General features: G+C 62.3%; 25 protein-coding genes and 1 other RNA gene. 11 read left to right on the top strand and 15 right to left on the bottom strand.

From position 1 onward, the window contains the following. Nucleotides 1-2 precede the first annotated feature (2 nt). From M5C56_RS06275 to M5C56_RS06260, 4 genes are read right to left on the bottom strand one after another with little or no spacing between them, the layout of a single operon-like run. Nucleotides 3-740: an amino acid ABC transporter ATP-binding protein gene (locus M5C56_RS06275; RefSeq protein WP_103496077.1), complete on the bottom strand. Its 738-nt coding sequence runs from the start codon at nt 738-740 to the stop codon at nt 3-5. After that, a complete protein-coding gene (locus M5C56_RS06270; RefSeq protein ID WP_177101013.1) occupies nt 727-1,377 on the bottom strand; it encodes an amino acid ABC transporter permease in 651 nt (216 codons plus the stop codon). Before M5C56_RS06270 ends, M5C56_RS06275 begins: the two co-directional genes overlap by 14 nt. Beyond that, the gene (locus M5C56_RS06265) at nt 1,374-2,054 is read right to left on the bottom strand and encodes an amino acid ABC transporter permease (RefSeq protein ID WP_103496079.1); all 681 of its coding nucleotides are present in this window, start codon (nt 2,052-2,054) and stop codon (nt 1,374-1,376) included. The genes M5C56_RS06270 and M5C56_RS06265 overlap by 4 nt, the downstream gene beginning before the upstream one ends. A 24-nt stretch (nt 2,055-2,078) precedes the next feature. Continuing rightward, nucleotides 2,079-2,864 (bottom strand): transporter substrate-binding domain-containing protein, encoded by a 786-nt coding sequence (locus tag M5C56_RS06260; protein WP_100942098.1) that lies wholly within the window; start codon nt 2,862-2,864, stop codon nt 2,079-2,081. A gap of 250 nt (nt 2,865-3,114) precedes the next feature. Between M5C56_RS06260 and M5C56_RS06255 the strand changes: the two genes are divergently transcribed. From M5C56_RS06255 to M5C56_RS06235, 5 genes are all read left to right on the top strand, one after another. Continuing rightward, nucleotides 3,115-3,816, top strand: coding sequence for a FadR/GntR family transcriptional regulator (locus M5C56_RS06255; RefSeq protein ID WP_103496081.1), 702 nt, complete (start codon nt 3,115-3,117; stop codon nt 3,814-3,816). A 149-nt stretch (nt 3,817-3,965) separates the two neighbouring features. After that, nucleotides 3,966-4,295, top strand: a complete 330-nt coding sequence (gene trxA / locus M5C56_RS06250; RefSeq protein ID WP_103496082.1) for a thioredoxin TrxA — start codon at nt 3,966-3,968, stop codon at nt 4,293-4,295. Nucleotides 4,296-4,539: 244 nt separating this feature from the next. Further along, complete coding sequence (gene rho, locus M5C56_RS06245) at nt 4,540-5,799, top strand: transcription termination factor Rho (RefSeq protein WP_100942095.1); 1,260 nt, start codon at nt 4,540-4,542, stop codon at nt 5,797-5,799. A gap of 128 nt (nt 5,800-5,927) precedes the next feature. Continuing rightward, nucleotides 5,928-7,394 carry a 4-hydroxy-3-polyprenylbenzoate decarboxylase gene (gene ubiD / locus M5C56_RS06240; protein ID WP_103496083.1) on the top strand — a complete coding sequence of 489 codons (1,467 nt, stop codon included), beginning with the start codon at nt 5,928-5,930 and terminating at the stop codon, nt 7,392-7,394. Next, nucleotides 7,394-8,362, top strand: coding sequence for a CDP-6-deoxy-delta-3,4-glucoseen reductase (locus tag M5C56_RS06235; RefSeq protein WP_103496084.1), 969 nt, complete (start codon nt 7,394-7,396; stop codon nt 8,360-8,362). Before ubiD ends, M5C56_RS06235 begins: the two co-directional genes overlap by 1 nt. A gap of 169 nt (nt 8,363-8,531) precedes the next feature. Here the strand turns inward: M5C56_RS06235 and M5C56_RS06230 are convergent, their stop codons facing one another. Beyond that, a complete protein-coding gene (locus M5C56_RS06230; protein WP_218586062.1) occupies nt 8,532-9,014 on the bottom strand; it encodes a sn-glycerol-3-phosphate transporter in 483 nt (160 codons plus the stop codon). A gap of 307 nt (nt 9,015-9,321) precedes the next feature. On the opposite strand from M5C56_RS06230, the gene M5C56_RS06225 reads away from it, so the two are divergent. From M5C56_RS06225 to M5C56_RS06215, 3 genes are all read left to right on the top strand, one after another. Beyond that, the gene (locus tag M5C56_RS06225) at nt 9,322-11,718 is read left to right on the top strand and encodes a TonB-dependent receptor (RefSeq protein WP_103496085.1); all 2,397 of its coding nucleotides are present in this window, start codon (nt 9,322-9,324) and stop codon (nt 11,716-11,718) included. Nucleotides 11,719-11,744: 26 nt separating this feature from the next. After that, nucleotides 11,745-12,392: a gamma-glutamylcyclotransferase gene (locus M5C56_RS06220; RefSeq protein WP_103496086.1), complete on the top strand. Its 648-nt coding sequence runs from the start codon at nt 11,745-11,747 to the stop codon at nt 12,390-12,392. Between the two features lie 217 nt (nt 12,393-12,609). Further along, a complete protein-coding gene (locus M5C56_RS06215; RefSeq protein ID WP_103496087.1) occupies nt 12,610-13,695 on the top strand; it encodes an anthrax toxin-like adenylyl cyclase domain-containing protein in 1,086 nt (361 codons plus the stop codon). Nucleotides 13,696-13,713: 18 nt separating this feature from the next. On the opposite strand, the gene M5C56_RS06210 is transcribed toward M5C56_RS06215, so the two are convergent. Beyond that, on the bottom strand, nt 13,714-14,307 hold the full coding sequence (locus M5C56_RS06210; RefSeq protein WP_103496088.1) for a flagellar basal body-associated protein FliL: 594 nt from the start codon (nt 14,305-14,307) through the stop codon (nt 13,714-13,716). Nucleotides 14,308-14,417: 110 nt separating this feature from the next. Beyond that, the gene (locus tag M5C56_RS06205) at nt 14,418-15,395 is read right to left on the bottom strand and encodes an NADPH:quinone oxidoreductase family protein (RefSeq protein ID WP_103496089.1); all 978 of its coding nucleotides are present in this window, start codon (nt 15,393-15,395) and stop codon (nt 14,418-14,420) included. 156 nt (nt 15,396-15,551) lie between these two features. Here M5C56_RS06205 and M5C56_RS06200 point away from each other — a divergent pair, with 156 nt between their 5' ends. Beyond that, nucleotides 15,552-15,968 (top strand): flagellar basal body-associated protein FliL, encoded by a 417-nt coding sequence (locus M5C56_RS06200; protein ID WP_103496090.1) that lies wholly within the window; start codon nt 15,552-15,554, stop codon nt 15,966-15,968. A gap of 2 nt (nt 15,969-15,970) precedes the next feature. Here M5C56_RS06200 and M5C56_RS06195 read toward each other — a convergent pair whose 3' ends face one another. From M5C56_RS06195 to M5C56_RS06180, 4 genes are all read right to left on the bottom strand, one after another. After that, complete coding sequence (locus M5C56_RS06195; RefSeq protein ID WP_103496091.1) at nt 15,971-17,089, bottom strand: ABC transporter permease; 1,119 nt, start codon at nt 17,087-17,089, stop codon at nt 15,971-15,973. Then, entirely contained in the window at nt 17,089-19,812 is a 2,724-nt protein-coding gene (gene rbbA, locus M5C56_RS06190) for a ribosome-associated ATPase/putative transporter RbbA (protein WP_103496092.1), read from the bottom strand. Before rbbA ends, M5C56_RS06195 begins: the two co-directional genes overlap by 1 nt. Continuing rightward, the gene (locus M5C56_RS06185; RefSeq protein WP_103496093.1) at nt 19,809-20,774 is read right to left on the bottom strand and encodes a biotin/lipoyl-binding protein; all 966 of its coding nucleotides are present in this window, start codon (nt 20,772-20,774) and stop codon (nt 19,809-19,811) included. The genes rbbA and M5C56_RS06185 overlap by 4 nt, the downstream gene beginning before the upstream one ends. 242 nt (nt 20,775-21,016) lie before the next feature. Next, nucleotides 21,017-21,466, bottom strand: coding sequence for an EVE domain-containing protein (locus M5C56_RS06180; RefSeq protein WP_103496094.1), 450 nt, complete (start codon nt 21,464-21,466; stop codon nt 21,017-21,019). A 184-nt stretch (nt 21,467-21,650) separates the two neighbouring features. Between M5C56_RS06180 and M5C56_RS06175 the strand changes: the two genes are divergently transcribed. Further along, complete coding sequence (locus M5C56_RS06175; RefSeq protein ID WP_103496095.1) at nt 21,651-21,809, top strand: hypothetical protein; 159 nt, start codon at nt 21,651-21,653, stop codon at nt 21,807-21,809. Between the two features lie 33 nt (nt 21,810-21,842). Here M5C56_RS06175 and M5C56_RS06170 read toward each other — a convergent pair whose 3' ends face one another. The 4 genes from M5C56_RS06170 to M5C56_RS06155 form a co-directional block, all read right to left on the bottom strand. After that, nucleotides 21,843-22,448, bottom strand: a complete 606-nt coding sequence (locus tag M5C56_RS06170; RefSeq protein WP_103496096.1) for a 5-formyltetrahydrofolate cyclo-ligase — start codon at nt 22,446-22,448, stop codon at nt 21,843-21,845. 86 nt (nt 22,449-22,534) lie between these two features. Continuing rightward, nucleotides 22,535-22,713: non-coding RNA, 6S RNA (ssrS, locus tag M5C56_RS06165), on the bottom strand. Nucleotides 22,714-22,744: 31 nt separating this feature from the next. After that, nucleotides 22,745-23,062, bottom strand: a complete 318-nt coding sequence (locus M5C56_RS06160) for a cell division protein ZapA (protein ID WP_103496097.1) — start codon at nt 23,060-23,062, stop codon at nt 22,745-22,747. Next, nucleotides 23,059-23,268, bottom strand: coding sequence for a TIGR02449 family protein (locus tag M5C56_RS06155; protein WP_100942079.1), 210 nt, complete (start codon nt 23,266-23,268; stop codon nt 23,059-23,061). The genes M5C56_RS06160 and M5C56_RS06155 overlap by 4 nt, the downstream gene beginning before the upstream one ends. Nucleotides 23,269-23,413: 145 nt before the next feature. On the opposite strand from M5C56_RS06155, the gene M5C56_RS06150 reads away from it, so the two are divergent. Further along, nucleotides 23,414-23,968, top strand: coding sequence for a YecA family protein (locus M5C56_RS06150; RefSeq protein ID WP_100942078.1), 555 nt, complete (start codon nt 23,414-23,416; stop codon nt 23,966-23,968). The last annotated feature ends 2 nt before the right edge of the window (nt 23,969-23,970 follow it).

The raw sequence follows: 23,970 nt of genomic DNA, 5'->3' as shown, positions 1-23,970 counted from the left end.
ACTCAGGCCGGCTGTTCCACGCTGCCGATAAAATTCGCCAGCTCCGGCGTTTGCGGACGGGCGAACAGCTCCTTGGGATCGCCCACTTCATGCACCTTGCCCTGGTGCATGAACACCAGCTTGTCGCCGACTTCCCGAGCGAAGCGCATTTCGTGGGTGACCATGATCAGGGTCATGCCCTCCTTCGCCAACTGGCGGACCACGCTGAGCACTTCATTGACCAGTTCCGGGTCCAGGGCCGAGGTGATCTCGTCGCACAGCAAGACCTTGGGCGACATCGCCAGGGCCCGGGCAATCGCCACGCGCTGCTGCTGGCCGCCGGAGAGACGATCCGGGAAGGCGTCGAACTTTTCCCCCAGGCCGACCCGTTCGAGCATCTGCCGCGCCAACTCGGCGGCCTTGGCCTTGGGCATTTTCTGCACCACCTGGGGGGCGAGCATGACGTTTTCGCCGACGCTCAGGTGCGGGAACAGGTTGAACTGCTGGAACACCATGCCGACCGTTTGCCGCAGGCTGCGCAAATCGGCGCGGGCGGCGTCCAGGTAGTGACCGTCGACCTCGATCACCCCGTCGTTGATCGACTCCAGGCCGTTGAGGGTGCGCAGCAGGGTGCTTTTGCCCGAGCCGCTGCGACCGATGATCGCCACCACCTGGCCTTCCTCGACGCTGAGGTCGATGCCTTTGAGCACGTGGTGATCGCCGTAATACTTATGCAGGGCAGAAACTCTAAGAAGCGGCATGCAGTCTCCTTTCCAGGTAGCGCGCACTGAGGGACAGGGGGTAGCACAGGGCGAAATATCCGAGGGCTACCAGGCCATAGATCGTGAAGGGTTCGAAGGTGGCGTTGGCGAGCATGCCGCCGGTCTTGGTCAGTTCGGTGAAGCCGATGATCGAGGTCACGGCGGTGCCCTTGATCACCTGCACCGAAAACCCCACGGTCGGCGCCACGGCAATGCGCAACGCCTGCGGCAGGATCACATGGCGCAGTTGTTCATACGGGGTGAGCGCCAGGCTCGCCGAGGCCTCCCACTGGCCGCCCGGAATCGACTCGACGCAGCCGCGCCAGATCTCCGCCAGGTAGGCGCTGGTGAACAGCGTCAGGGCGATGGCCGCCGCCAGCCAGGGCGAGATGTCCACCCCGAGCAAGGCCACGCCGAAAAACACCATGAACAGTTGCATCAGCAGCGGGGTGCCCTGGAACAGCTCGATATAGGCCCGGGCGAAACCCCGGGCAAAGCCGTTGTCGCTGATGCGCAGGACCATCACCAGCAGCCCGATCAGTCCGCCGCCGACAAAGGCCGTCAGTGACAGGGCGACGGTCCATTGCAGGCCTGCCAGCAGATTGTTGAGGATGTCCCAGAAGGTGAAATCCATCAGCGGTTCCTCGCGATGTAGCGGCGTCCCAGCCAGTTCAGCAACTGGCGGATCAGCAATGCCATGACCAGGTAGATCAGGGTGGTCAGGGTGTAGGTTTCGAAGGCGCGGAAGTTGCGGGACTGGATGAAGTTGGCGGCGAAGCTCAGTTCCTCGGTGGCGATCTGCGAGCAGACCGCCGAGCCGAGCATGACGATGATGATCTGGCTGCTCAGGGCCGGCCAGACCTTGCCCAGCGCCGGCAGCAGGACCACATGGCGAAAGGCTTCGAAGCGGGTCATGGCCAGCGCCGCCGCGGCTTCCAGTTGTCCGCGGGGGATCGCCTGGATACCGGCACGGATAATCTCCGTGGAATAGGCGCCGAGGTTGATCACCATCGCCAGTACGGCCGCCTGCCACTCGGAGATCTGCAGGCCGAGGGATGGCAGGCCGAGGGATGGCAGGCCGAAGAAAATGAAAAACAGCTGCACCAGGAACGGCGTGTTGCGGATCAACTCGACGTAGACGCCGAAGATCGCCGCGAAGGGGCGGATCTGCCAGGCCCTGACCACCGCCCCGACAATGCCCAGGCTGACCCCGAGCAAGGTGCCGATGGCGGTCAGCTCCAGGGTGAACAGGGCGCCGCGCAACAGCAGGTCGGCGTTGTGCAGCACCGGCAGGAAGTCGAACTGATAAGCCATGGGGCGGACCTCAGGCAAGCGCGATCAGAGATCGGCCGGAAGCGGTTGCTTGAGCCACAGCTGGGCGTTCTTCTCCAGGCTGCCGTCGGCCTTGGCCGTGGCGAGGATCTGGTTCACTTTTTCCAGCAGCGCCGGTTCGTTCTTGTTCACGCCGACGTAGACCGGCGAGTCCTTGAGCTTGACCTTCAGGGCCGGAATGCGTTTCGGGTTGCGTTCGGCGATGGCGACCATCACCACGTTGCCGCTGGCGATCAGGTCGACCTGCTTGGCCAGGTACGCGGCGATAGTGGTGTTGTTGTCCTCGAAGCGCTTGATGGTCACGCCTTCGGGGGCCACGGCGGTCAGCTCGATGTCCTCGATGGCGCCACGGGTGACACTGATGGTCTTGCCCTTGAGATCGGCCAGGCCGTTGATCGGCGCGTCCGGCGGACCGAACACCGCGAGATAGAAGGGCGCATAGGCCCGGGAAAAGTCGATGACCTTCTCCCGCTCCGGGTTCTTGCCGAGGCTGGAAATCACCAGGTCGACCTTGCCGGTGGTGAGGAACGGAATGCGATTGGTGCTGTTGACCGGGGTCAGTTCCAGCTTGACCTTGAGTTGTTCGGCCAGCAGCTTCGCGGTGTCGATGTCCAGGCCACGGGGTTTCATGTCCGGGCCCACCGAGCCGAACGGCGGGAAGTCCTGGGGCACGGCGACCTTGAGGGTGCCACGGGCGATAATGTCGTCCAGGCCATTGGCGTGGGCGGGGGCCTGGCTCAGCATCAGGCTGGCCAGCAAGGCAGTGAGCAGGGCGCTGCGGCGTTTGGTCATGGCAACTCTCCGAATCCAGAAGGCGATCTCTGTCCGGGGCAGTGCACAGCCCATGCCACACTTGCCCCAAGCCGTGCCCCCGCTGCTGTGGCAGGGTTTTTCATGGTCTTACTGGTCTGAACAGTTGCGGGGCTTTCGCACCCTTATCGAGCATGGGTTCGCGGCGTTGAACCAGCGCTGGGCGTGACTTGCCGGATCTTGCCAATAGCTTTACAACTAGCGCTTTCCCGGACTGACAGCTGAAAAAACGATGAATTCGATCTCCCGCGCCGTCCCGGAAGTGGCGCTGCAAGCTATTCGCAAACTGATTGCCGACGAGGGTTTCGGCCCGGGGGACGTGCTGCCTTCGCAGCGCGACCTGGCGCTGCGCCTGGGGGTGAGCCGGGCGTCGCTGCGCGAGGCATTGTCGTCCCTGAGTGCCCTGGGAGTGATCAGCGTGCAACCGGGCAAGGGCGTCTTCGTGCAGGCGCCGGTGGAGTTGGCGCCTGCGGCCGGTGGCCTGGCCTGGCCGTTCGCGGCCCAGGCCTCGGCGGAGGATATCTTCCAGTTGCGCTATGCCCTGGAGGGTTTTGCCGCCGGCCTGGCGGCGGTGACCTTGACCGCCGATGAGCTGGATGCCTTGCAGGACAACGTCGAGGCCTTGCGGCTGGAGCTCAAGGCCGGGGATTTCGAGGCGGCCGCGCGGCTGGATTTCGATTTTCACCGACGCATCCTGCTGGCCAGCGGTAACCAGGCCATGGCCAGTATCCTCAGCGCCAGCGCCGAGCTGTTCCTGGAAAGCCAGAAGTTGCCGTTCATCCGTGCGGAGCGGGCCATGGAAACCTGGCAGGAGCACCGCAAGATCCTCCGCGCCCTGGCGCGTCGCGCCTCGGGGCCGGCACAAAAGGCGATGCAGGAACATGTGCGCAATGCCGCCCTGCGCACCGGTATTGCCTTCGTCACGCCCGGCTGACCGTTGGTATTTGTGTGCGGGGGCCGTATTGGCTATACCCAAACTGATCATTTGTCATAGTTAGACTCAATCAACTGCGGCTTCCTGTACGTAGGAAGGACGGCTATGATGGGCAACGTTTTTTTTGGCTTACAAATCCGGAGACTTCCATGAGCAGCGATCTGATCAAACACGTTAGCGACGCTAGCTTCGACGCTGATGTACTCAAGGCCGAGGGCGCTGTACTGGTCGACTACTGGGCTGAATGGTGCGGTCCCTGCAAGATGATCGCCCCTGTGCTGGACGAAGTTGCCGAGACCTACAAAGGCAAGCTGACTATCGCCAAGCTGAACATCGATGAAAACCAGGAAACCCCGGCCAAGCACGGCGTGCGTGGTATCCCGACCCTGATGCTGTTCAAGAACGGCGAGATTGCCGCGACCAAGGTCGGCGCACTGTCCAAGTCGCAACTGACCGCGTTCCTCGACGCTCACCTGTAAGGTCGGCATCGGCAAAAAAGGCCCCGCAAATAGCGGGGCTTTTTTCGTTGTCAGGGGCTAGACGTTCACAATTGCAGGTGTTACATTCGGCCCCGCACTGGTTTCTCCACTGCCCCCTGCAAGCCGTCGCCGACGCTCTCCTTTTCGAACAAGTACGCGATCCTGTCGCCTTCTCTGCGGCGCGGCCTCATTAAGCCAAAAGCTTAATTTCTCCCCCCTCCATAAATGATTACGTCATTCCTATATGAATCTGACTGAACTCAAGCAAAAGCCGATTACCGAACTGCTCGAATTGGCCGAACAGATGGGCATAGAAAATATGGCCCGTTCGCGCAAGCAGGATGTGATTTTCTCCCTGCTGAAAAAGCACGCGAAAAGCGGCGAGGAAATCTCCGGTGATGGCGTGCTGGAGATCCTCCAGGACGGCTTCGGCTTCCTCCGCTCTTCGGATGCCTCCTACCTGGCCGGCCCGGACGACATCTACGTCTCGCCGAGCCAGATCCGCCGCTTCAACTTGCGCACCGGTGACACCATCGTCGGCAAGATCCGTCCGCCGAAGGAAGGTGAGCGTTATTTCGCTCTGCTCAAGGTCGACACGATCAACTTCGACCGTCCGGAAAACGCGAAGAACAAGATTCTCTTCGAGAACCTGACGCCGCTGTTCCCGACCGTGCGCATGAAGATGGAAGCCGGTAACGGTTCCACCGAAGACCTCACCGGTCGCGTGATCGACCTCTGTGCGCCGATCGGCAAAGGCCAGCGCGGCCTGATCGTGGCACCGCCGAAAGCCGGCAAGACGATCATGCTGCAGAACATTGCGGCGAACATCACCCGCAACAACCCGGAAGTGCACCTGATCGTCCTGCTGATCGACGAGCGTCCGGAAGAAGTGACCGAAATGCAGCGCACCGTGCGCGGCGAAGTGGTCGCCTCGACGTTCGACGAGCCGCCAACCCGTCACGTGCAAGTGGCCGAAATGGTCATCGAGAAGGCCAAGCGCCTGGTCGAGCACAAGAAAGACGTGGTCATCCTGCTCGATTCCATCACCCGTCTGGCCCGTGCCTACAACACCGTGATCCCGAGCTCTGGCAAGGTCCTGACCGGTGGTGTCGACGCCCACGCCCTGGAGAAGCCAAAGCGTTTCTTCGGTGCTGCGCGTAACATCGAGGAAGGCGGTTCGCTGACCATCATCGCCACCGCGCTGGTTGAAACCGGCTCGAAGATGGACGAAGTGATCTACGAAGAGTTCAAGGGTACCGGTAACATGGAACTGCCCCTGGACCGCAAGATCGCTGAAAAGCGCGTCTTCCCGGCGATCAACATCAACCGTTCCGGCACCCGCCGCGAAGAGTTGCTGACTGCCGACGACGAGTTGCAGCGCATGTGGATCCTGCGCAAGCTGCTGCATCCGATGGATGAAGTCGCTGCCATCGAGTTCTTGATCGACAAGCTGAAACAGACCAAGACCAACGATGAGTTCTTCCTGTCGATGAAACGCAAGTAAGTCGAGCAGGGCCGCAAAAGCCGGGGAAACCCGGCTTTTTGCTGTCCGGATGTTGTTCGATTGCGCGGTATCAGGGCGAACCGGGTAAACTGCCCACCCCGAACGCCACGGATCTACGAGGCTCACGCATGCAGTATCGCGACTTGCGCGACTTTATCAGCGGCCTGGAACAGCGCGGCGAACTCAAGCGCATCCAGGTTCCGGTGTCCCCTGTCCTGGAAATGACCGAGGTCTGCGACCGCACCCTGCGGGCCAAGGGGCCGGCGTTGCTGTTCGAGAACCCCACCGGTTTTGATATCCCGGTACTCGGCAACCTGTTCGGCACGCCCGAGCGCGTGGCCCTGGGCATGGGCGCCGAAGCGGTCAGCGAACTGCGGGAAATCGGCAAGCTGCTGGCTTTCCTCAAGGAGCCGGAGCCGCCCAAGGGGCTCAAGGACGCCTGGTCCAAGTTGCCGATCTTCCGCAAGATCATTGCCATGGCGCCGAAGGTGGTCAAGGATGCGCCCTGCCAGGAAATCATCATCGAGGGCGATGACGTCGACCTCGGCAAGTTGCCGGTCCAGCATTGCTGGCCGGGCGACGTTGCGCCGCTGATCACCTGGGGCCTGACGGTCACCAAGGGGCCGAACAAGGACCGCCAGAACCTCGGCATCTATCGCCAGCAGGTGATTGCCCGCAACAAGGTGATCATGCGTTGGCTCAGCCACCGTGGCGGTGCGCTGGATTATCGCGAGTGGTGCGAGAAGCATCCGGGCCAGCCGTTCCCGGTGTCCGTGGCCCTGGGCGCGGACCCGGCGACCATTCTCGGCGCCGTGACCCCGGTGCCGGATAGCCTCTCCGAATACGCTTTCGCCGGCCTCCTGCGGGGCAACCGCACCGAACTGATCAAATGCCGCGGCAATGACCTGCAAGTGCCAGCGTCGGCGGAAATCGTCCTGGAAGGCGTGATCCATCCGGGGGAAATGGCCCCGGAAGGCCCTTACGGCGATCACACCGGCTACTACAACGAAGTCGACAGCTTCCCGGTGTTTACCGTGGAGCGCATCACCCATCGGATCAAGCCGATCTACCACAGTACCTACACCGGTCGGCCACCGGATGAGCCGGCGATTCTCGGCGTGGCGCTGAACGAAGTGTTCGTGCCGATCCTGCAGAAGCAGTTCCCGGAAATCACCGACTTCTACCTGCCGCCGGAAGGTTGCTCGTACCGCATGGCCATCGTCACCATGAAGAAGTCGTATCCGGGCCACGCCAAGCGCGTCATGTTGGGTGTCTGGTCGTTTTTGCGACAGTTCATGTATACCAAGTTCGTTATCGTCACCGACGACGATATCAACGCCCGCGACTGGAACGACGTGATCTGGGCCATCACCACGCGCATGGACCCCAAGCGCGACACGGTGATGATCGATAACACGCCGATCGACTACCTCGACTTCGCCTCGCCGGTGTCCGGCCTGGGTTCGAAGATGGGGCTCGATGCCACGCACAAATGGCCCGGCGAGACCACGCGTGAGTGGGGCCGGGTGATCGTCAAGGATGAGGCCGTGACCCGACGGGTCGATGCCATTTGGAATCAGTTAGGAATAGATTGATGCGTGTGACCTTGCAGCCGTCCGGCGCCGTGCTTGAGATACGGCCCGGCGAGCGGATTCTCGACGGTGCCCGGCGCCTGGGCTATGACTGCCCGCAGAGCTGTCGCAACGGCAACTGCCATGTGTGCGCCGCGCTGCTGGTGGAAGGGCGGGTCGCGCAGGCCGGTGACGTGCGTGACCACGGCGAGTTCTACACTTGTATTGCCGAACCCCTGGAAGACTGTGTGGTGCTCTGGGATGGCGTGCTCGCGCAAGGAGAACTGCCGGTGCGCAAGTTGGCCTGTCAGTTGATCGAATGCGCCGAGATCGGTGGTGATGTCTGGCGCGTGCGCCTGCGCGCGCCGGCGGGCAAGCCGCCGCGTTATCACGCCGGCCAGTACCTGATGATCGAGCGCGACAACGGTGAGAAATCGGCGTTTTCCCTGGCCTCGGCGCCCCATGCCGGGCGCGATCTTGAGCTGCATGTGCTGGTGCGCGAAGCCAGTGCCCAGGGTTTGATCGAGCAGTTGCAGCGCAACGGCATGGCGCGGGTGGAACTGCCGTTTGGCGATACCCACCTGGCCCAACTGCCCGAGGGGCCGCTGGTGCTGATCGCGGCGGGTACCGGCATGGCGCAGATGAACAGCCTGATCGAGCATTGCCGGTCCAGTGGCTTCCAGTATCCGGTGCACTTGTACTGGGGCGTGCGCCGGCCCGAGGACTTCTACACGTTGGAGCATTGGGAGGAGTGGAAGCAACTGCCGAACCTGTTCCTGCACAAGGTGGTCAGTGATCTGTGTGGCTGGGAAGGGCGTTGCGGGATGCTGCACGAGGCGGTCCGCGAAGACATTGCCGACCTGTCTGGGGTGAGTGTCTATGCCAGCGGCTCGCCGGCGATGATCTATGCGACGTTGGACGCCCTGGTGAACGCCGGGATGGATGCACATCAGATGCGTGCCGATGTGTTTGCCTACGCGCCCAGGCCTTAGTGCCTGGCGTTTGATTCTTCTGCGCCTGTTCCATCGCCTTCGCGGGCAAGCCCTGCTCCTACAGTACGGCGTCGATTGCAGATTTTGTGTACGACACAGAACTGTAGGAGCAGAGCTTGTCGGGACGCCGTATCGCCGCGAAGAGGGCTTCAAGACCGCTACAAATCCCTCAGAAACGCACCCCGGCGGTAAGCATCGCCGCATTAAAACCCAGCAACACCACCTCCGCCGCCACCGGCCCGTAATGCGCGCCGACGGAAGGAATGATCACCGGCGCAACGCCCAGGTGATTCAGCGGGATCTTGTCGCGATATTCGCCTTTGTATCCCTGAAGTAAGCCACCTGTGACTTTCAGGTACACCGGATAGTCGGCGCTCTCGAAGCGTTTACCCGCATAGGCGTAATACGAACGCTGGCTGAACGAGTTGCGAAACGTCGCCGCCCCATAGAGAAACCCCGAGGCGTCATTGCGCTCCAGGCCGATCAGGTCCTGGTGATTATTGTGGTCAGGGTCCGGTGAGAAGTGACGGGTAACGACGCTGGTTTGCAGGTACCAGAAGCCCTTGCCAGCCGCGTCCGAATCGTTCGACGCCCAGGCGCTGGGCGCCAGCAGAAACAGGCACAGGGCTTGGATAAGGAGTGATGGGTTCATGGTCATTGGCCCCTGGTGAAAACGTAGCGATTGAAGTAGGCGGCCGTTATACGTAAGTCCAAATCGGATTATCAGATCGTGGCCTCTGAAATATCTGTAGGGGTTTTCCCGTACGCGATGTTTAGCTTATCGTTATATGATTTTGATATTTAATTTATTTGTTACATAACATTAGGCTATATGCCCATCGGACCACCGGCTTTGTATCTGCCAATCAACACCACAATGACCGACACCGTTCGCCACACGGACCGATCGTGCGAACTCGGGGCAAGACGCCTCGACCTTGGATTCAAAGGGGAGCGGTATGGGGAGCAACACGCAACAACGTTTGTACACGGCGATTTTGTCGGCACATTTGCTGACCGCCGCCAGCGCTTTTACCTTCAGTTCGACGGCTGCCGCCGAGTCGGAAAGCGCCGAAGCGCCAAAGCTCGACACCGTTATCGTCACCGGCACGCGCTCCCAGGAGCGCACGGCCAGCCAGTCGCTGTCGCCCATCGATGTGATCAGCGGCGACAGCCTGCGCGGCACCGGCTCGGATGAGCTGGGCACAGTGCTGGCGAAGTTGATTCCGTCCATCAACTTCCCGCGGCCGAGCCTGGTGGATGGCGCCGAGCTGGTGCGCCCGGCGCAATTGCGCGGGCTGTCACCGGACCAGGTGCTGGTGCTGGTCAATGGCAAGCGGCGCCACACCAGCGCTTTCGTCAACCTGGGCGGCGCGGTGGGCCGGGGCTCGGCACCGACCGACCTGAATGCGATCCCGCTGTCGTCGATCGACCATATCGAAGTGCTGCGCGATGGCGCGTCCGCCCGCTACGGCTCGGACGCGATTGCCGGGGTGATCAACATCATCCTCAAGAACGCCGACCATGGCGGTTCGATCTCCAGCAAGTTCGGTGAATACAAGAAGGGCGACGGTATCCAGCGGCAGATCTCCGGCAACAGCGGGTTCGCCATCGGTGACAACGGCTACTTCAACCTGTCCGGCGAAGGTGCCGACAACGATTACACCAACCGTGCCGGTAACGACTACCGTCCCGCCAGCGTCGGTTCCACCACCTATGGCCAGCAAGTGTTCCGCCAGGGGGAGCCGGCCAGCGACGAAGGCAAGCTGGCCTTCAACTCGGCTTACAGCTTCAACGACGCCGCCGAACTCTACAGCTTCGGTGGCTACAGCAAGCGCCGGGGCGAAACCGCCGGCTTCTATCGCGCCAGCAATGCCTCGAACAACCTTCCGGCGATCTACCCCAACGGTTACCTGCCGCTGATTCGCGGCGACCTCGAGGACACTTCCCTGGTGGTCGGCCTGCGTGGCCTGCTGACGGATAACTGGCACTACGACCTGTCCGCCAACTACGGCAAGAACCAGTACGACCTGAGCACCGAGACGATCAACACCTCCCTGGGCCTGAACACCCCGCGCAAATTTGAAAACGGCACCCTGAGCAACGACCAGCGCCAACTGAGCCTGGACCTGTCGCGGGAATTCAGCCTCGGCTGGCTGCCTTATCCGGTGTCCGTGGCGTTCGGCGGCGAATACCTGCGCCAGGGTTACCAGATCAGCGCCGGCCAGCCTGAGTCCTATTACCAGACCGGCAGTTCCGGCCTTGGCGGCTTCCGCGAATCGGATGCCGGCAGCTATTCGCGGCATAACTTCGCCCAGTACCTGGACCTGGAAACCAACTTCACGGAAAAACTCAGTGCCTCGGCGGCGGTACGTCGCGAGGACTACAGCGACTTCGGTGCCAACGTCAGCGGCTCGTTGTCGGCGCGCTACGATTTCACCCCGCAGGTGGCCTTGCGCGGTAGCGTCTCCAACGGCTTCCGCGCACCGTCCCTGGCCCAGCAGAACTTCGCCTTTACCTCCTCGCAACTGATCGGCTCGACCGTGCAGGAGACCGGGGTGTTCCCGGCCAATGGCAAAGTGGCGCGGTTGCTCGGCTCCGATGATCTGAAACCGGAAAAATCCCGCAACTACAGCCTCGGCCTGGTGCTGCAGCCGACGGACAACCTGACACTGACCGCCGATATCTACCGGATCGATATCAGCGACCGCATCAGCCTGTCGTCCAACCTGTCGCTGAACAACGCGGCGATCGCCTATCTGCAGGCCAACGGTGTGGGCAATATCAACTACACCAGCGCCCGCTACTTCACCAATGCCACCAGTACCCGCACCGACGGCATCGACCTGGTGGCCAACTATCGCTACCAGTTGGACAACGGGGTGCGCTGGAACAGCACCCTGGGCTACAACTTCAATCACACCAAGGTCACCGACGTGAAGGCCAACCCGGCGATTCTCAATCAGTTGGGGGTCAATCTGTTGCGGGTCGACCGCCGTGAAGAGCTCGGTCTGCTGGGTGACAGCACGCCGGAGCAGAAACTGACCCTGGGTAACGACTTCAACTACGGCAACTGGACGCTGCACACGACCCTGGTGCGTTATGGTTCCTTCACCAGCTACCAGGCCGATCCGACCTATGACCAGACCTTCAAGGCGGCCTGGCTGCTGGACCTGGCGGCGGACTACAAGCTGAAGAACTGGACCTTTACCCTGGGCGGCGACAACGTCACCGACAAATACCCGGAGAAACTCAATGCCTACGCCAGTAACGGTGGCAACCTGGCCTACAGCACTTTTTCGCCGTACGGTTACAGCGGTGCGTTTTATTACGGTAAAGTGACTTACAACTGGTAATGATCAGGAACCCTGCGCAATTCGTCATGACCGCTATCGATCCCGCGTTGTCGAGTTTGGCCTATCCGCCGCGCCTGGAACTGGGGGCGCAACTGACCCACGAGCAACTGCTCTGCTCCATGCAGGCCACCATGGCCCGGCACAAGGGCGGACCGGTCTGGCTGTTCGCCTACGGCTCGTTGATCTGGCGTCCCGAGTGCTCCGCCGTGGAGCGGGTGCGCGGGCGGGTTCATGGTTATCACCGGGGTTTGTACCTGTGGTCCCATGAACACCGGGGCACGCCGGAGTTTCCGGGGCTGGTGTTCGGCCTGGATCGCGGCGGTTCCTGCAGCGGTTTTGCCTATCGGTTGCCGGACGATCAGCTGGAGGCGTCGCTCTATGCCCTGTGGCAGCGGGAGATGCCGGTGCCGTCCTATCGGCCGCACTGGCTCAATTGCCGCCTGGCCACGGGACAGACGGTTCAGGCGCTGGGTTTCGTGCTCGAGCGGCACTTGCCCAGCTATGCCGGCAACCTGCCGGACCATGTGCTGAACCAGGTGCTCGAAAGCGCCTGTGGGCGTTATGGCACCACCCGCGACTACGTCGAGCAGACCGCCAGCGCCCTGCGCAGCCACGCCATGCCGGATCGCAATCTGGAAGCGCGACTCAAGCGCTGCCGTTCGGCCTCGCATTAATATCACGGCGATGTTTAAAACCATTCAGTGAAATATACCGCCCTATTTTTATAATCTTCAAAAGCGCTATTTGATATCGATGTGGAAGACGTTATCAAAGAGAGAGACTCTTTGTGGGGCCGTTTTTATGTTCAAGAATTGTTTCATTATCCGCGTTCATGAATGAGCTGGGGCAGTGCTATAACGAGTGATCTTTTGCACTCGGGTAAAGCTCCATATGAAACTGAATATAGTGCGTGGGCTATCTGCCATTGTCAGTACCGGCATGCCAATACAACATGGCCGAGCCTTTCAGCGTGTGGCCGACACTCATGAGTGTGTCATTGCCGTGCGGGCCGTGGGGCCTTGCGCCACGGGGTTGTTGTTGGAAAGTTATGCCACCAAGGGCTTTCACAATAAAGCCAAAAGTTGCACCTGGGGGCCGATGGCCGGGTTTGTCCTGGCGGATCCAAGATTTACCAAAAACCCGGATATCGCCAGTCAGCGTAAAGCCTTGCAAGGAGCAGTCAGTTCAGGGGGCGACGAGACGCCGTTGTATATAACCAATGAGCGACGCAAGGCACTGGACACTCAGCTGAAGTGCATGACGCTGGTGGGTGGGAATAACCAGGAAATGCGTTATATGGCGTCTGGTCCAACGGGTGTTTCCATGAGTTTCATATTGAAATATACAACGGGTGTGGCGGGCACCAAGGGCGAGGGACTCTGGGGCGTGTTTTATGGACCGCAGGAAAGCCGCCTGTCCAATAGCCTGACGGGACTCAACCAGGCACAGGATCGGACAAACCTGCTCCCGGTCATGGCCATTGTCGACCCCTATTGCCCGGTGGAGGTGCGCCAGACTTATCGGGCCGCGACCACCTGTGATTATGACCTGTGGGCGGTTTTCCCCCGGCGCAGCAGCTATTCCCGCTCAGGGGCGGACCGACGTCGGGTGCCGGGCAGTGATCGCCTGCGTCAGGGGCTGAAGTCTTTTATCCAGCATGAGGATCCCCACCTGGGCAATATCACGCCACGTATCAATCTACTCCGGACCGCGCTGAACACTGCGGTTCGTACGGAAGGCTATAAGGGCGGAGATGTGGTGCACCACAGCGACGAAGCGGGCCGTCCGCTGGTTTCGGATATCGATTTTCCCTGCCTGTTCTTTATCCCCCATGAAGAGGCCTATTGCGCCCGTAATGTGCACGATGTGAAGCACCTGCTCAGTGTGTTGAGCTTTGACTATGTCCTCGGCCTGAATCCGGGTTGGCATCGTCAATTGGGGCTCTCAGTAAGCCGGGAAGGACACTACGAGGTTTAGCGTCGCTTCCCTTCGGCATCAGCCGGGAAACGCCGGTTCATCGACCTTTTCGCTGCGGGACTCGATCAACTGCCCTTTGTGGTCAAAGCGCAGCACGATCAGCCAGTCATATACATCCTCCGGCCAATGCTTTTGCCCGGTCAGCTTTTTCGCATCGCCACCGAAGGCCTCGATCAGGTTGTCGATATGCCCGTGGTGCCAGGCGATCAGTACCACCGGAACGCTGTTGTCCTTGCCCAGGGATTTGACCAGCTTGTCGACTTCGTCGTCGGCATAGGGTTGTTCGATGGGCAGGTTCAAGCGCTGCGACAGCGGGGTGAGGGTCAGGCGTGGCCGGTCGCTTTCCTTGCTGTCGCTGGTGGCAATCAGGCGTTGCGGGGTCAGTTGTGCGCCGTCCAGCGACAAGGGATCGAAGTAGCTGGCGTAGGCCTGGGCCCGATGTTCACCCGCGGGGCTGAGCCCGCGACCCTGGTCGGGTTTTTCCCCGTGGCGGACGATCAGCACCGTGACATCGCTCAAGCCGACTTCCTTGTGGGCCATGGCCGGTGTGGCGAGTATCAGCGCCGAGAAAGCGAGTACGCCGGGGAGCAGGGTCTGTAGCAGTTTGAGCATGGATTTGCCTCGATGGGATGCAGGGGCGCGCTCGTCATGAGCGCGCCCGGGCCATGGGCAAAATATAGCGGTATTCAGGCAGCGTGCCGGGTGAAGCTGTCGTCAGGTGCTCAGCGCACCTGCACCACCACTTTGCCGACGGCCTTGCGCTGGCCCAGGTCATTGATGGCCTGGGCGGTCTGCGCCAGGGGATAGGTCTGCGATACCAGCGGCTTCAATTTGCCTTCGGCAAACCAGCTGAACAGTTGCTGGAAGTTGGCGGCGTTGTCCTGGGGCTGGCGCTGGGCGAACGAGCCCCAGAACACCCCGATCACCGCCGCACCCTTGAGCAGTGCCAGGTTCACCGGCAGCTCCGGGATTCGTCCGCTGGCAAAACCCACCACCAGCAGGCGGCCGTTCCAGGCGATGGAACGGATGGCCTGGTCGAACAGGTCGCCGCCGACCGGGTCGTAGATCACGTCGACGCCGTTGCCGTCGGTCAGGCGCTTGATTTCATCCTTGAGATTGTCCTGGCCATAGTTGATCAGATCATCGGCGCCGAGGGCCTTGGCCACCGCCAGCTTCTCCGCGCTGCTGGCGGCGGCGATCACCCGGGCGCCCATGGCCTTGCCGATTTCCACGGCGGCCAGGCCCACGCCTCCGGAGGCGCCGAGTACCAGCAGGGTTTCCCCTGGCTGCAACTGCGCACGCTGCTTGAGGGCGTGCATGGAGGTGCCGTAGGTCATGCTGAAGGCGGCGGCGGTGGTGAAGTCCATGGCGGGGGGGATCGGCAGCACGTTATAGCCGGGCACTTTCACCTCTTCGGCAAAACTGCCCCAGCCGGTCAGAGCCATCACCCGGTCGCCGACCTTGAGGTGGCTGATCTTCTCGCCCACCGCGACGACCACGCCGGCCGCTTCGCCACCCGGGGAAAACGGGAAGGGCGGCTTGAACTGGTATTTGCCCTCGATGATCAGCGTATCCGGGAAGTTCACCCCGGCGGCGTGTACCTGCAGCAGGATCTCGTTCTTCGCGGGCACCGGGCTGGCGACCTCTTCCAGCACCAGCGTTTCGGCGGGGCCGAAGGCTTTGCAGAGCACGGCTTTCATCGGGCTATTCCTTTGGGAGTGATGGCCGATAAGTGTAGGTGTGTGAGTCGAAGGGTCAACGAGCATGCCCCACCCTGATAGCCCGCCATAAGCTTTTGCTTGGGCAGGGCGGTGCGGGTCGCTATGCTAGGCCGCAAACCGGATAAGGAGCGAATTGTGAAAGCGTTGATCATGTTGATGTTGGCCTTGTCCCTGCCGTTGGCGGCAGTGGCGGCGGAAGAAGCCAAGGAAGGGGAAGGCGCGGGTCCGAAAGTCAGCTATATCAGCCTGACGCCGCCGTTTGTCGGTAACTATGGTCTTGATGGCAGTCCGAAACTCAAGGTCTACAAGGCCGATGTGGCCTTGCGCGTGACCGGCGAGGAAGCGGCCAAGGCGGTCAAGGCCAACGAGCCGTTGATCCGTAACCAACTGGTGGCGCTGTTCGCCCAGCAGACCGTGGATTCGATGAGCAACGTCGACGCCAAGGAAAAGATGCGCCAGGAAGCGCTGAAGCAGGTTCAGCAGGTGATGAGCGACGAAACCGGCAAGCCGGTGGTCGAGGACCTGCTGTTCAATAACCTGATCGTTCAGTAAACCTAGGACGCCAGGCTCCTGCGGAACCGCGCCAGGGCCACGCTGAAGAACACCAGGCCGATGCCCGCCAGCGCCAGCAGGTCGGGCCAGACCACGCTGACCCCGGCATCGCGGAACAGGATCGCCGACGCCAGGCTGACGAAGTGCGTCGACGGCGAGCCCTGCATCACCCATTGCAGCCAGGTCGGCATGCTGTCCAGCGGCGTGCTGCCGCCGGACAGCAGGAGCATGGGGATGATCACCGGGATCGCCAGCAGGCCGAACTGCGGAGTCGAGCGGGCCAGGGTCGCGAGGAAAATCCCCAGGGCCGTGCTGGCGAACAGATACAGCGCCGTCACCCCCAGGAACAAGCCCAACGAGCCGGCCAACGGCACGCCCAGCGCGCCCTTGACGATCACTTCCAGCGATACCCAGGTGCAGATCACCACCACCAGCAGGTTGCTCCAGATTTTCGCCAGCATGATTTCCAGGGCCGTGAGCGGCAGCACCAGCAGGTGATCCAGGGTGCCGTGCTCGCGTTCGCGCAGCAGTGCGGTGCCGGTGAGGATGATCGCCAGGATGGTGATGTTGTTGACGATCTGGATCACCGCCAGGAACCAGCCGCCCTCCAGGTTGGCGTTGAACAACGCCCGGCTGGTCAGTAGCACCGGCGTCTGGCTCGCGGCGTCGGCCTGGCCGCCGTACTCGAGGAGTTCGCGCTGGAAGATCCGCCCGATATAGCCGGAACCCATGAATGCCTGGCTCATGGCGGTGGCGTCGACGTTGACCTGCACGGTGGGTGAGCGGCCGGCCAGCAGGTCGCTCTGGAAGTTGGCCGGCACATTGATCACGAAGGTGTACTGGCCGCTGTCCAGGGCCGCGTCCAGGCGGTCGTAGGCCAACGGCGCCGGGCGCTGGAATTCCGGCGGTTGCAGGGCATCGCCCAGTTTGCGCGACAGCGCGCTGCGGTCCTCGTCCACCAGGGCGACACTGGCGTTGTGCACGCCGATCACCGAGCCGGCCGCGGGCATGTAGATCGCCACGCTGAAGGCATAGAACAGGAACAGCAGCAGGACGCTGTCATGGCGCAGGCTGGTTAGTTCCTTGATGCCGAGGCGCAGGATATGGGCGAGCTTGTGCATCAGGCCTCCTGCTTCTTGAGCATGAGCAGGCTCAGGCCGGTAAAGGCGACGAAGAATCCGAACAGCGCCAGGCACTGCGGCCATAGTTCGCGCAGGTTCAGGGCCTTGGTGAAGGTGCCGACGGCGATATCGAGAAAGTGCCCGGCGGGGAACAGCATCCCCATCAACGCGGCGCCGCCTTCCAGCGACGAGCGCGGCACGATCAATCCGGAAAACTGGATGGTCGGCAGGCTGGTGATGATCATGGTGCCGAGGATCGCGGCGATCTGGGTGCGGGTGAAGGCCGAGATCAGCAGGCCCATGCCGGTGGTCGCGAGCACATAGAGCATGCCGCCCAGGGCCAGGGTCAGGCCGCTGCCCTTGAAGGGCACGCCGAACAGCCAGCGGTTCATCGCCACCAGCAGGGCCAGGTTGATCAGGCTGACCACCAGATACGGCGCCTGCTTGCCCAGCAGGAACTCCAGGCGGGTCAGGGGCGTGGCATAGAAGTTGGTGATCGAACCGAGCTCCTTCTCCCGAACAATGCCCAGGGCGGTGAGCATCGCCGGGATAAAGGCCAGGATCAGCGCCATGACGCCGGGGCCGATGGCATTCACGCTGACCACGTCCTGATTGTAGCGAAAGCGGGTTTCCAGTCGGGCGGCGGGGCGGGCGTCGTAGGCCGGGCTGCTTTGCGCCGCCAGTTGCTCGAGGTTGGCCTGGTGCACGGCCTCGACATAGTTGCGGCTGGTTTCGGCGCGGAACGGCATGCCGCCGTCCAGCCAGGCGGCGACCGTGGGCTGGCGCCCGGCATACAGGTCGCGGCCGAAGCCCGGGGGGATCTCCAGCGCCAGCTTGATCTCCGAGCGTTGCAGGCGCTGGTGCAGTTGCGCGGCATCGCGGATCGGGGTTTTCTCTTCGAAGTAACGCGAGCCGCGGAAGGCTTCCAGGTAGGCCCGGCTTTGTGGCGTCTGGTCCTGGTCATAGACGGCGAAGGCAAGATTTTCCACGTCCAGGGAAATCCCGTAGCCGAAGATCACCATCATGAACAGCGATCCCAGCAGGGCGAAGGCCAGTCGCACCTTGTCGCGCAGCAGTTCCTTGCCTTCGCGGCTGGCCACGGCCAGCAAGCGTGCCGGACTGAAACCGGTCTTGTTCGGTGCCAGGCCGGACGACGGCAGCGCTGTGTCACCGCTGGCGACCTGCGGTTCCGGCGAACTGCCTTGCGCCTGCTCCAGGCAGCGGACAAAGGCGGCCTCCAGGGTGTCGCCGTGAAACTGCCGTTGCAGGGCGTCCGGGGTATCGCAGGCGAGCACCTGGCCGGCATGCATCAAGGAAATGCGGTCGCAGCGCTGGGCTTCGTTCATGAAGTGGGTGGAGAGAAAGATCGTCACACCCTGTTCCCGGGACAGCTCGATCAGCAGGCGCCAAAAGTCATCCCGTGCCGCCGGATCGACCCCTGAGGTGGGTTCGTCGAGGATCAGCACTTCCGGGCGATGGAGTACCGCCACTGCCAGCGACAGGCGTTGGCGCAGGCCCAGGGGCAGGGCGCCGGACGGCTGGTCGGCGATCTCGCCAAGGTTGAAGCGCTGGATCAGTTCCTCGATCCGGGTCGCGCTGTCGGCCTTGGGCAGGTCGAACAGGCGCGCGTGCAATTCAAGGTTCTGCCGCGTACTGAGTTCGCCGTACAGCGAGAAACTCTGGGACATGAAGCCGACCCGCTTGCGTGTCGCCAGGTCCGCGGCGTCCACCGGTTTGCCGAGCAGCGTGGCGCTGCCTTCGCTGGCGGGCATCAGGCCGGTGAGGACCTTCATCGTGGTGGTCTTGCCGCAGCCGTTGGAACCGAGAAAACCGAAGATCTCGCCGCGACCGATGGCGAAGCTGACCTTGTTCACCGCCGTGAAGTCGCCGAAGCGCAAGGTCAGTTCGTGGGCTTCGATGGCGATATCGGTCTGGCCGGCGTCCCGGGGCGGGATCACCAGGGGCTGGTTGTCGTGGCCGCTGTCGCCCTGGAAATGGGTGAAGGCGTCGTCGAGCTTGCCGCTCGCGGTGCTGGCGGCCAGTTCCTGGCTCAGGCCGGCGGCGATCAGGCGGCCACGGTCGAGCATCAGGCAGTGCTCGAACTGTTCGGCCTCCTCCATATAGGCGGTGGCCACCAGCAGCGTCAACTGCGGGCGCTGGCGGCGGAATTCATCCACCAGTTCCCAGAAGCGCCGCCGCGACAGCGGGTCGACGCCGGTGGTGGGCTCGTCGAGGATCAGCAGGTCGGGGTCGTGGATCAGCGCACAGCACAGGCCGAGCTTCTGCTTCATGCCGCCGGAGAGTTTGCCGGCCGGCCGCTCGCTGAAGTGCTCAAGGTCGGTGGCGCGCAGCAGACTGTGCATGCGCAGGTCGCACTCGGCCTTGCCCAGCCCGAACAGCGTGGCGAAGAAACGGATGTTTTCGCTGATCGACAAGTCGGGGTAAAGGTTGCCCCCCAGGCCCTGGGGCATGAAGGCGATGCGCGGGTACAGACTGCTGCGGTGGCGGCGCTCGTCGATGGCCCCGCCGAGCACCTGCAACTGGCCTTGCTGGAGTTTCTTGACCCCGGCGATCAGTCCCAGCAGGCTCGATTTCCCGGCGCCGTCCGGGCCGATCAGGCCGCAGCGGGTACCGGCGGGCAGGCTGAAGGCGATGTCGATCAGGGCCTGCTGATCGCCGTAGCGATGCTGGATGCCACTGGCTTGTAGCGCCAGGTCACTCATTTCAGGTTGGCCGGCCAGTCCACGGGACTTGTGCGCACGTAACCGGCGCCGGGCATGCCGGGTTTGGCCTGGGGCACGGCGGCGGGTTCGGTCAGGCGCAGTTTGACCCGGAACACCAGTTTCTGCCGTTCGTCGCGGGTTTCCACTTCCTTGGGGGTGAACTGCGACTTGGCGGCGACGAAGGCGACTTTCGCCGGCAGGGGATGTTCGGGCAGGGCGTCGAGCAGGATCCGCGCGTCGTCGCCCTGGGTCAGGCGGCCGACCACGGAGGCGGGCAGGTAGAGGTTCATGTACTGGTCGTTGGGGTCGATCAGCAGCAACACCCGGCCGCCGGCGCCGAGGACTTCCCCGGGTTCGGCCAGGCGCAGCTGGATGATGCCGTCGAGGGGCGCGCGCAGGCTGCTGTCATCGATTTCGCTGGTCAACTGGGCGACCTGGGCCTGGGCCGCGCCGATGGCGGCGTTGGTGGCCGAGACCTGGGCCTTGGCGGCGGTCAGCGCGGCGGTACTGGTGTCGTAGCGGGCCTGTTGCTGGTCGATCACCTGGCCGCTGGCGAAACCACGCTGGGACAGTTCGCGAAAGCGCTTGAGCTCCTGGCCGGCCAGCAACAGTTCACTTTGGCGCAGTTGCACGTTGGCCTGGTTGGCGGCGAGGTTCTCGCGGGCGCGCAGCACTTCGGCTTCGGCCTGGTTGCGCTGGGCTTCGAGGGTGCGGGTGTCGAGGCGGGCGAGCAGTTGGCCCCGGGTGACCTTGTCGCCTTCGTTGACCAGCACTTCGGCCAGCCGGCCCGGGGTTTTGCTGGCGATCTGCACTTCGGTGGCTTCAAGGCGGCCGTTGCCCATGCCGAGGCCTTCGGGCAGGCGGTCGTGAAGGGATTTCCAGTAGCCGAAGCCACCGGCGGCGGCCAGCAGCACGAGCAGGGCAGCGGCGAAAAGACGGGAACTGTGTTGATTCATCGACATTACGGCATCCTGCGTCAGTAGCGTCCAATTTTGACCGGATACGCGGCGAAACGCGTTGATATTGGTCAAATGAACGGCAAGCCTAACCTGAATCGGGTGGGGGATGCATGGTCGGATGATGTGTTGTCAGTGCGGGCCTCTTCGCGGGCAAGCCCTGCTCCTACAGTCCTGCGTCGTTCAGCCCACTTGTGTACGACACAATACTGTAGGAGCAGGGCTTGCCCGCGAAGAGGCCAGTCGCTTCAGCGCAAAGCCAGAACCGCAGCCCACTGTTCAGCTGTGACCGGCATCACCGACAATCGGCTGCCTTTCTGCACCAGCGGCATCTCCGCCAGCTCGGCCTGCTGCTTCAGATAGCCGAGCCCCAGCACCTTGCCAAAGGTCTCGACGTGCGCGACCTGCAACGCGCTCCAGGGATTTTTCTCGGCACTGGCCTTGGGGTCGTGATACGGACTCTCCGGGTCCAGCGCCGTCGGGTCCGGGTACGCCGCCGCCACTATCCGACCAATCCCGGCAATCCCCGGCTCCGGGCAGCTGGAGTGATAGAAGAAAAATTCATCACCGGCCGCCATCGCCCGCAGGAAATTGCGCGCCTGGTAATTGCGCACGCCATCCCAGCGTGTCTCGCCGAGCTTGGCCAGGCCTTCGATGGACAGTTCGTCGGGCTCGGATTTCATCAGCCAATAGGCCATGGTTTTGTTCCTTGGGCAATTTGTCGGGCAATTTCGGGCACTAACCGACGGTCGGTTGACGCCAGTGTTTGCGTAGTGCTTCACATTATCGCAAAATGCCGGGATTTTAAGCTTGACGCTGCTGCACGGCCTATAACGAAAACCGTTGCTGTCATCGTGGATCATTTGCCTAGGGGGGCAATCGATGAAACGCAAACCGGATTTACTATGGATTTTGGTGATTTTGTTCGGTTTGGGCGTAGTCACTACGGGCTATGCCCAGGGCCTCTGGTCCGGCAAGAAAGACGTGCCGGTGGAAATCGTCCAGAAGCAGCCTCAGCAGTCGACTCTGTTCAAGCGCTGATCCCGGCGGTTCTTGCCGGATCCAACCGATTCTTTATTGCGCGAAATACCAGGCGCGGTCGGTGACCGTGCCCTGTAACGGCACATCCCAGCTGGCCTGATTCAACTTCGCGACTTTCTGGCATTCATGGGCCAGCCCCAGCAGCGTCGGCTTGCGCCAGCTTTGACGGCGGGCCAGGTACGCCAGGCTGCGGTCATAGAAACCGCCACCCATCCCCAGTCGTCCGCCCTCCACATCGAAACCCACCAGTGGCAGCAGCACCAGGTCCAGCGTCCAGACCTTGCGTTGCGCGGCCAGCTTGACCCTTGGCTCAAGGATGCGAAAACGATTGGGTTGCAGCTTCTCCCCCGGACGAATGCGCTGGAACACCATCCGCGTGCGCGGCCAGGCGCTCAGCACCGGCAGATAGGTGCGTTTGCCGCGTCGTTGAGCTTCACGTAGCAGCAGGCGCGGATCGATCTCGCCGTCGGTGGGCAGGTACAGGGAAATATGGCGGGCGCGGCGAAACAGCGGGTGTTGCGCCAATTGTCGATACAGGCCGCGGGCCGCCTGGCGCTGTTCGCTGGCGCTGAGCGCGCGGCGGGCTTTGCGCAGCAGTCGTCGAAGTTGCGGGCGGGAAGGCGGCGCAGGTTCGGTCATGGCATCTGGCTTGGGCAATCGAGCGGCCAGGACGGCAACTCGTTAACACCAATGCCGGCAGTGAAAGCCGGCACTGGGTTGAAATCAGGCTCCCCGACGTACCGCTGTCGGCTTAGCCCTTGAACCCGAGAGTTCAAGGTGGAAGTTGCAGGAGGCCTTAAGGCTTTCCGTCTAGCGGACATGCGCACCGGCCCCAACGTGCAACTCCCGTGGTTTTGCGAATCGGCTCAGGGACATCACCAACTGGCAAGCACTCCAGGGAGTGGCATCAGTATACCCGAAACTCGCTGTAGGAATCAGCCTTTGCTGTTGTCCGGATCAGTGGACAGCGCCAAATCGACACGCTCGAGCAGATCACGCACCTGTTCGCGGGTCGAGCCGCTGGCCTGCACGTCCGGGCGTTCCTGGCGGTGCAGCAGGTCGTGGGTAATGTTCAGCGCGGCCATCACGGCGATGCGATCGGCACCGACGACTTTGCCGCTGCTGCGGATTTCGCGCATCTTGCCGTCCAGGTAGCGAGCGGCACTGACCAGGTTGCTGCGTTCTTCCTGCGGGCAAATGATCGAATATTCTTTATCGAGGATCTGCACGGTCACGTTATTGCTTGAACTCATGAGTCTTGCTCCAGGGCTTTGAGGCGCGAAATCATGGATTCGACCTTACGCCGGGCGATTTCGTTTTTTTCAATGAGGGTTGCGCGCTCCTCGCGCCAGGTCTTTTCCTGAGCTAGTAAGAGTCCATTTTGGCTTTTTAGTTGCTCGACCCGGGTAATCAACAGTTCGAGTCTGGCCATCAGCGCGTGCAGGTCGGTGTCTTCCATCGGGTATCCACTGAATATGACTGATGAGCGGTAGTAATCACAGCGCGGAGCAAACGTTTGGACGGCCGATGGTCTGGCTCGTGCGCGAATGCTAGGATACAAGGCCTTCATTCTAGACATTGCGCCGCTTGGCGCCTAGCCGCCCATGCCCATTCAGAATTCCCCGTATAACGCCTTTGCCACCCTGCTGAGCACCAGCGGTCATCCTGTCTCGCCCGCCGAACTTCACGGCCTGTTGCTCGGCCGCAGTTGCGCCGGTGCCGGCTTCGAAGCCGACAGCTGGCTGGTGGACGCCGCCGAGCTGCTCGAAGGCGAACCGCAAGACAACGTGCGCAACGCCCTGATCGGCCTGCAAGAGATGGTCAAGGGCGAGCTTACCAGCGATGACATGACCGTTGTCCTGCTGCTGCCCACCGACGACGCGCCCCTGACCGAGCGCGCGATTGCGCTGGGCCAGTGGTGCCAGGGTTTCCTCGCCGGTTTCGGCCTGACCTATCGCGCCAACGCCCTGAGCGTCGAGGCCACCGAGGTGCTCCAGGACCTGGCGGCCATCGCCCAGGTGCAGGAAGCCCTGGAAGAGTCCGACGACGGTGAAAGCGACTATATGGAAGTCATGGAATACCTGCGGGTCGCGCCGCTGCTGCTGTTCACCGAAATCAACAAACCGGCTGAACCGGCTGCCAAGCCTTCTCTGCATTAAGA

The organism is Pseudomonas sp. MWU13-2862, assembly GCF_023242495.1.
Classification (GTDB): domain Bacteria; phylum Pseudomonadota; class Gammaproteobacteria; order Pseudomonadales; family Pseudomonadaceae; genus Aquipseudomonas; species Aquipseudomonas gingeri_D.
This window is presented reverse-complemented; position numbering and strand designations above follow the sequence as displayed.

What these genes read in the sequence shown, in the direction of transcription:
- M5C56_RS06275 (WP_103496077.1), bottom strand. Translation starts at nt 740, where the DNA reads ATGCCGCTTCTTAGAGTTTCTGCCCTGCATAAGTATTACGGCGATCAC.
- M5C56_RS06265 (WP_103496079.1), bottom strand. Translation starts at nt 2,054, where the DNA reads ATGGCTTATCAGTTCGACTTCCTGCCGGTGCTGCACAACGCCGACCTG.
- M5C56_RS06260 (WP_100942098.1), bottom strand. Translation starts at nt 2,864, where the DNA reads ATGACCAAACGCCGCAGCGCCCTGCTCACTGCCTTGCTGGCCAGCCTG.
- M5C56_RS06255 (WP_103496081.1), top strand. Translation starts at nt 3,115, where the DNA reads ATGAATTCGATCTCCCGCGCCGTCCCGGAAGTGGCGCTGCAAGCTATT.
- trxA (WP_103496082.1), top strand. Translation starts at nt 3,966, where the DNA reads ATGAGCAGCGATCTGATCAAACACGTTAGCGACGCTAGCTTCGACGCT.
- rho (WP_100942095.1), top strand. Translation starts at nt 4,540, where the DNA reads ATGAATCTGACTGAACTCAAGCAAAAGCCGATTACCGAACTGCTCGAA.
- ubiD (WP_103496083.1), top strand. Translation starts at nt 5,928, where the DNA reads ATGCAGTATCGCGACTTGCGCGACTTTATCAGCGGCCTGGAACAGCGC.
- M5C56_RS06235 (WP_103496084.1), top strand. Translation starts at nt 7,394, where the DNA reads ATGCGTGTGACCTTGCAGCCGTCCGGCGCCGTGCTTGAGATACGGCCC.
- M5C56_RS06230 (WP_218586062.1), bottom strand. Translation starts at nt 9,014, where the DNA reads ATGAACCCATCACTCCTTATCCAAGCCCTGTGCCTGTTTCTGCTGGCG.
- M5C56_RS06225 (WP_103496085.1), top strand. Translation starts at nt 9,322, where the DNA reads ATGGGGAGCAACACGCAACAACGTTTGTACACGGCGATTTTGTCGGCA.
- M5C56_RS06220 (WP_103496086.1), top strand. Translation starts at nt 11,745, where the DNA reads ATGACCGCTATCGATCCCGCGTTGTCGAGTTTGGCCTATCCGCCGCGC.
- M5C56_RS06215 (WP_103496087.1), top strand. Translation starts at nt 12,610, where the DNA reads ATGAAACTGAATATAGTGCGTGGGCTATCTGCCATTGTCAGTACCGGC.
- M5C56_RS06210 (WP_103496088.1), bottom strand. Translation starts at nt 14,307, where the DNA reads ATGCTCAAACTGCTACAGACCCTGCTCCCCGGCGTACTCGCTTTCTCG.
- M5C56_RS06205 (WP_103496089.1), bottom strand. Translation starts at nt 15,395, where the DNA reads ATGAAAGCCGTGCTCTGCAAAGCCTTCGGCCCCGCCGAAACGCTGGTG.
- M5C56_RS06195 (WP_103496091.1), bottom strand. Translation starts at nt 17,089, where the DNA reads ATGCACAAGCTCGCCCATATCCTGCGCCTCGGCATCAAGGAACTAACC.
- rbbA (WP_103496092.1), bottom strand. Translation starts at nt 19,812, where the DNA reads ATGAGTGACCTGGCGCTACAAGCCAGTGGCATCCAGCATCGCTACGGC.
- M5C56_RS06185 (WP_103496093.1), bottom strand. Translation starts at nt 20,774, where the DNA reads ATGTCGATGAATCAACACAGTTCCCGTCTTTTCGCCGCTGCCCTGCTC.
- M5C56_RS06180 (WP_103496094.1), bottom strand. Translation starts at nt 21,466, where the DNA reads ATGGCCTATTGGCTGATGAAATCCGAGCCCGACGAACTGTCCATCGAA.
- M5C56_RS06175 (WP_103496095.1), top strand. Translation starts at nt 21,651, where the DNA reads ATGAAACGCAAACCGGATTTACTATGGATTTTGGTGATTTTGTTCGGT.
- M5C56_RS06170 (WP_103496096.1), bottom strand. Translation starts at nt 22,448, where the DNA reads ATGACCGAACCTGCGCCGCCTTCCCGCCCGCAACTTCGACGACTGCTG.
- M5C56_RS06160 (WP_103496097.1), bottom strand. Translation starts at nt 23,062, where the DNA reads ATGAGTTCAAGCAATAACGTGACCGTGCAGATCCTCGATAAAGAATAT.
- M5C56_RS06155 (WP_100942079.1), bottom strand. Translation starts at nt 23,268, where the DNA reads ATGGAAGACACCGACCTGCACGCGCTGATGGCCAGACTCGAACTGTTG.
- M5C56_RS06150 (WP_100942078.1), top strand. Translation starts at nt 23,414, where the DNA reads ATGCCCATTCAGAATTCCCCGTATAACGCCTTTGCCACCCTGCTGAGC.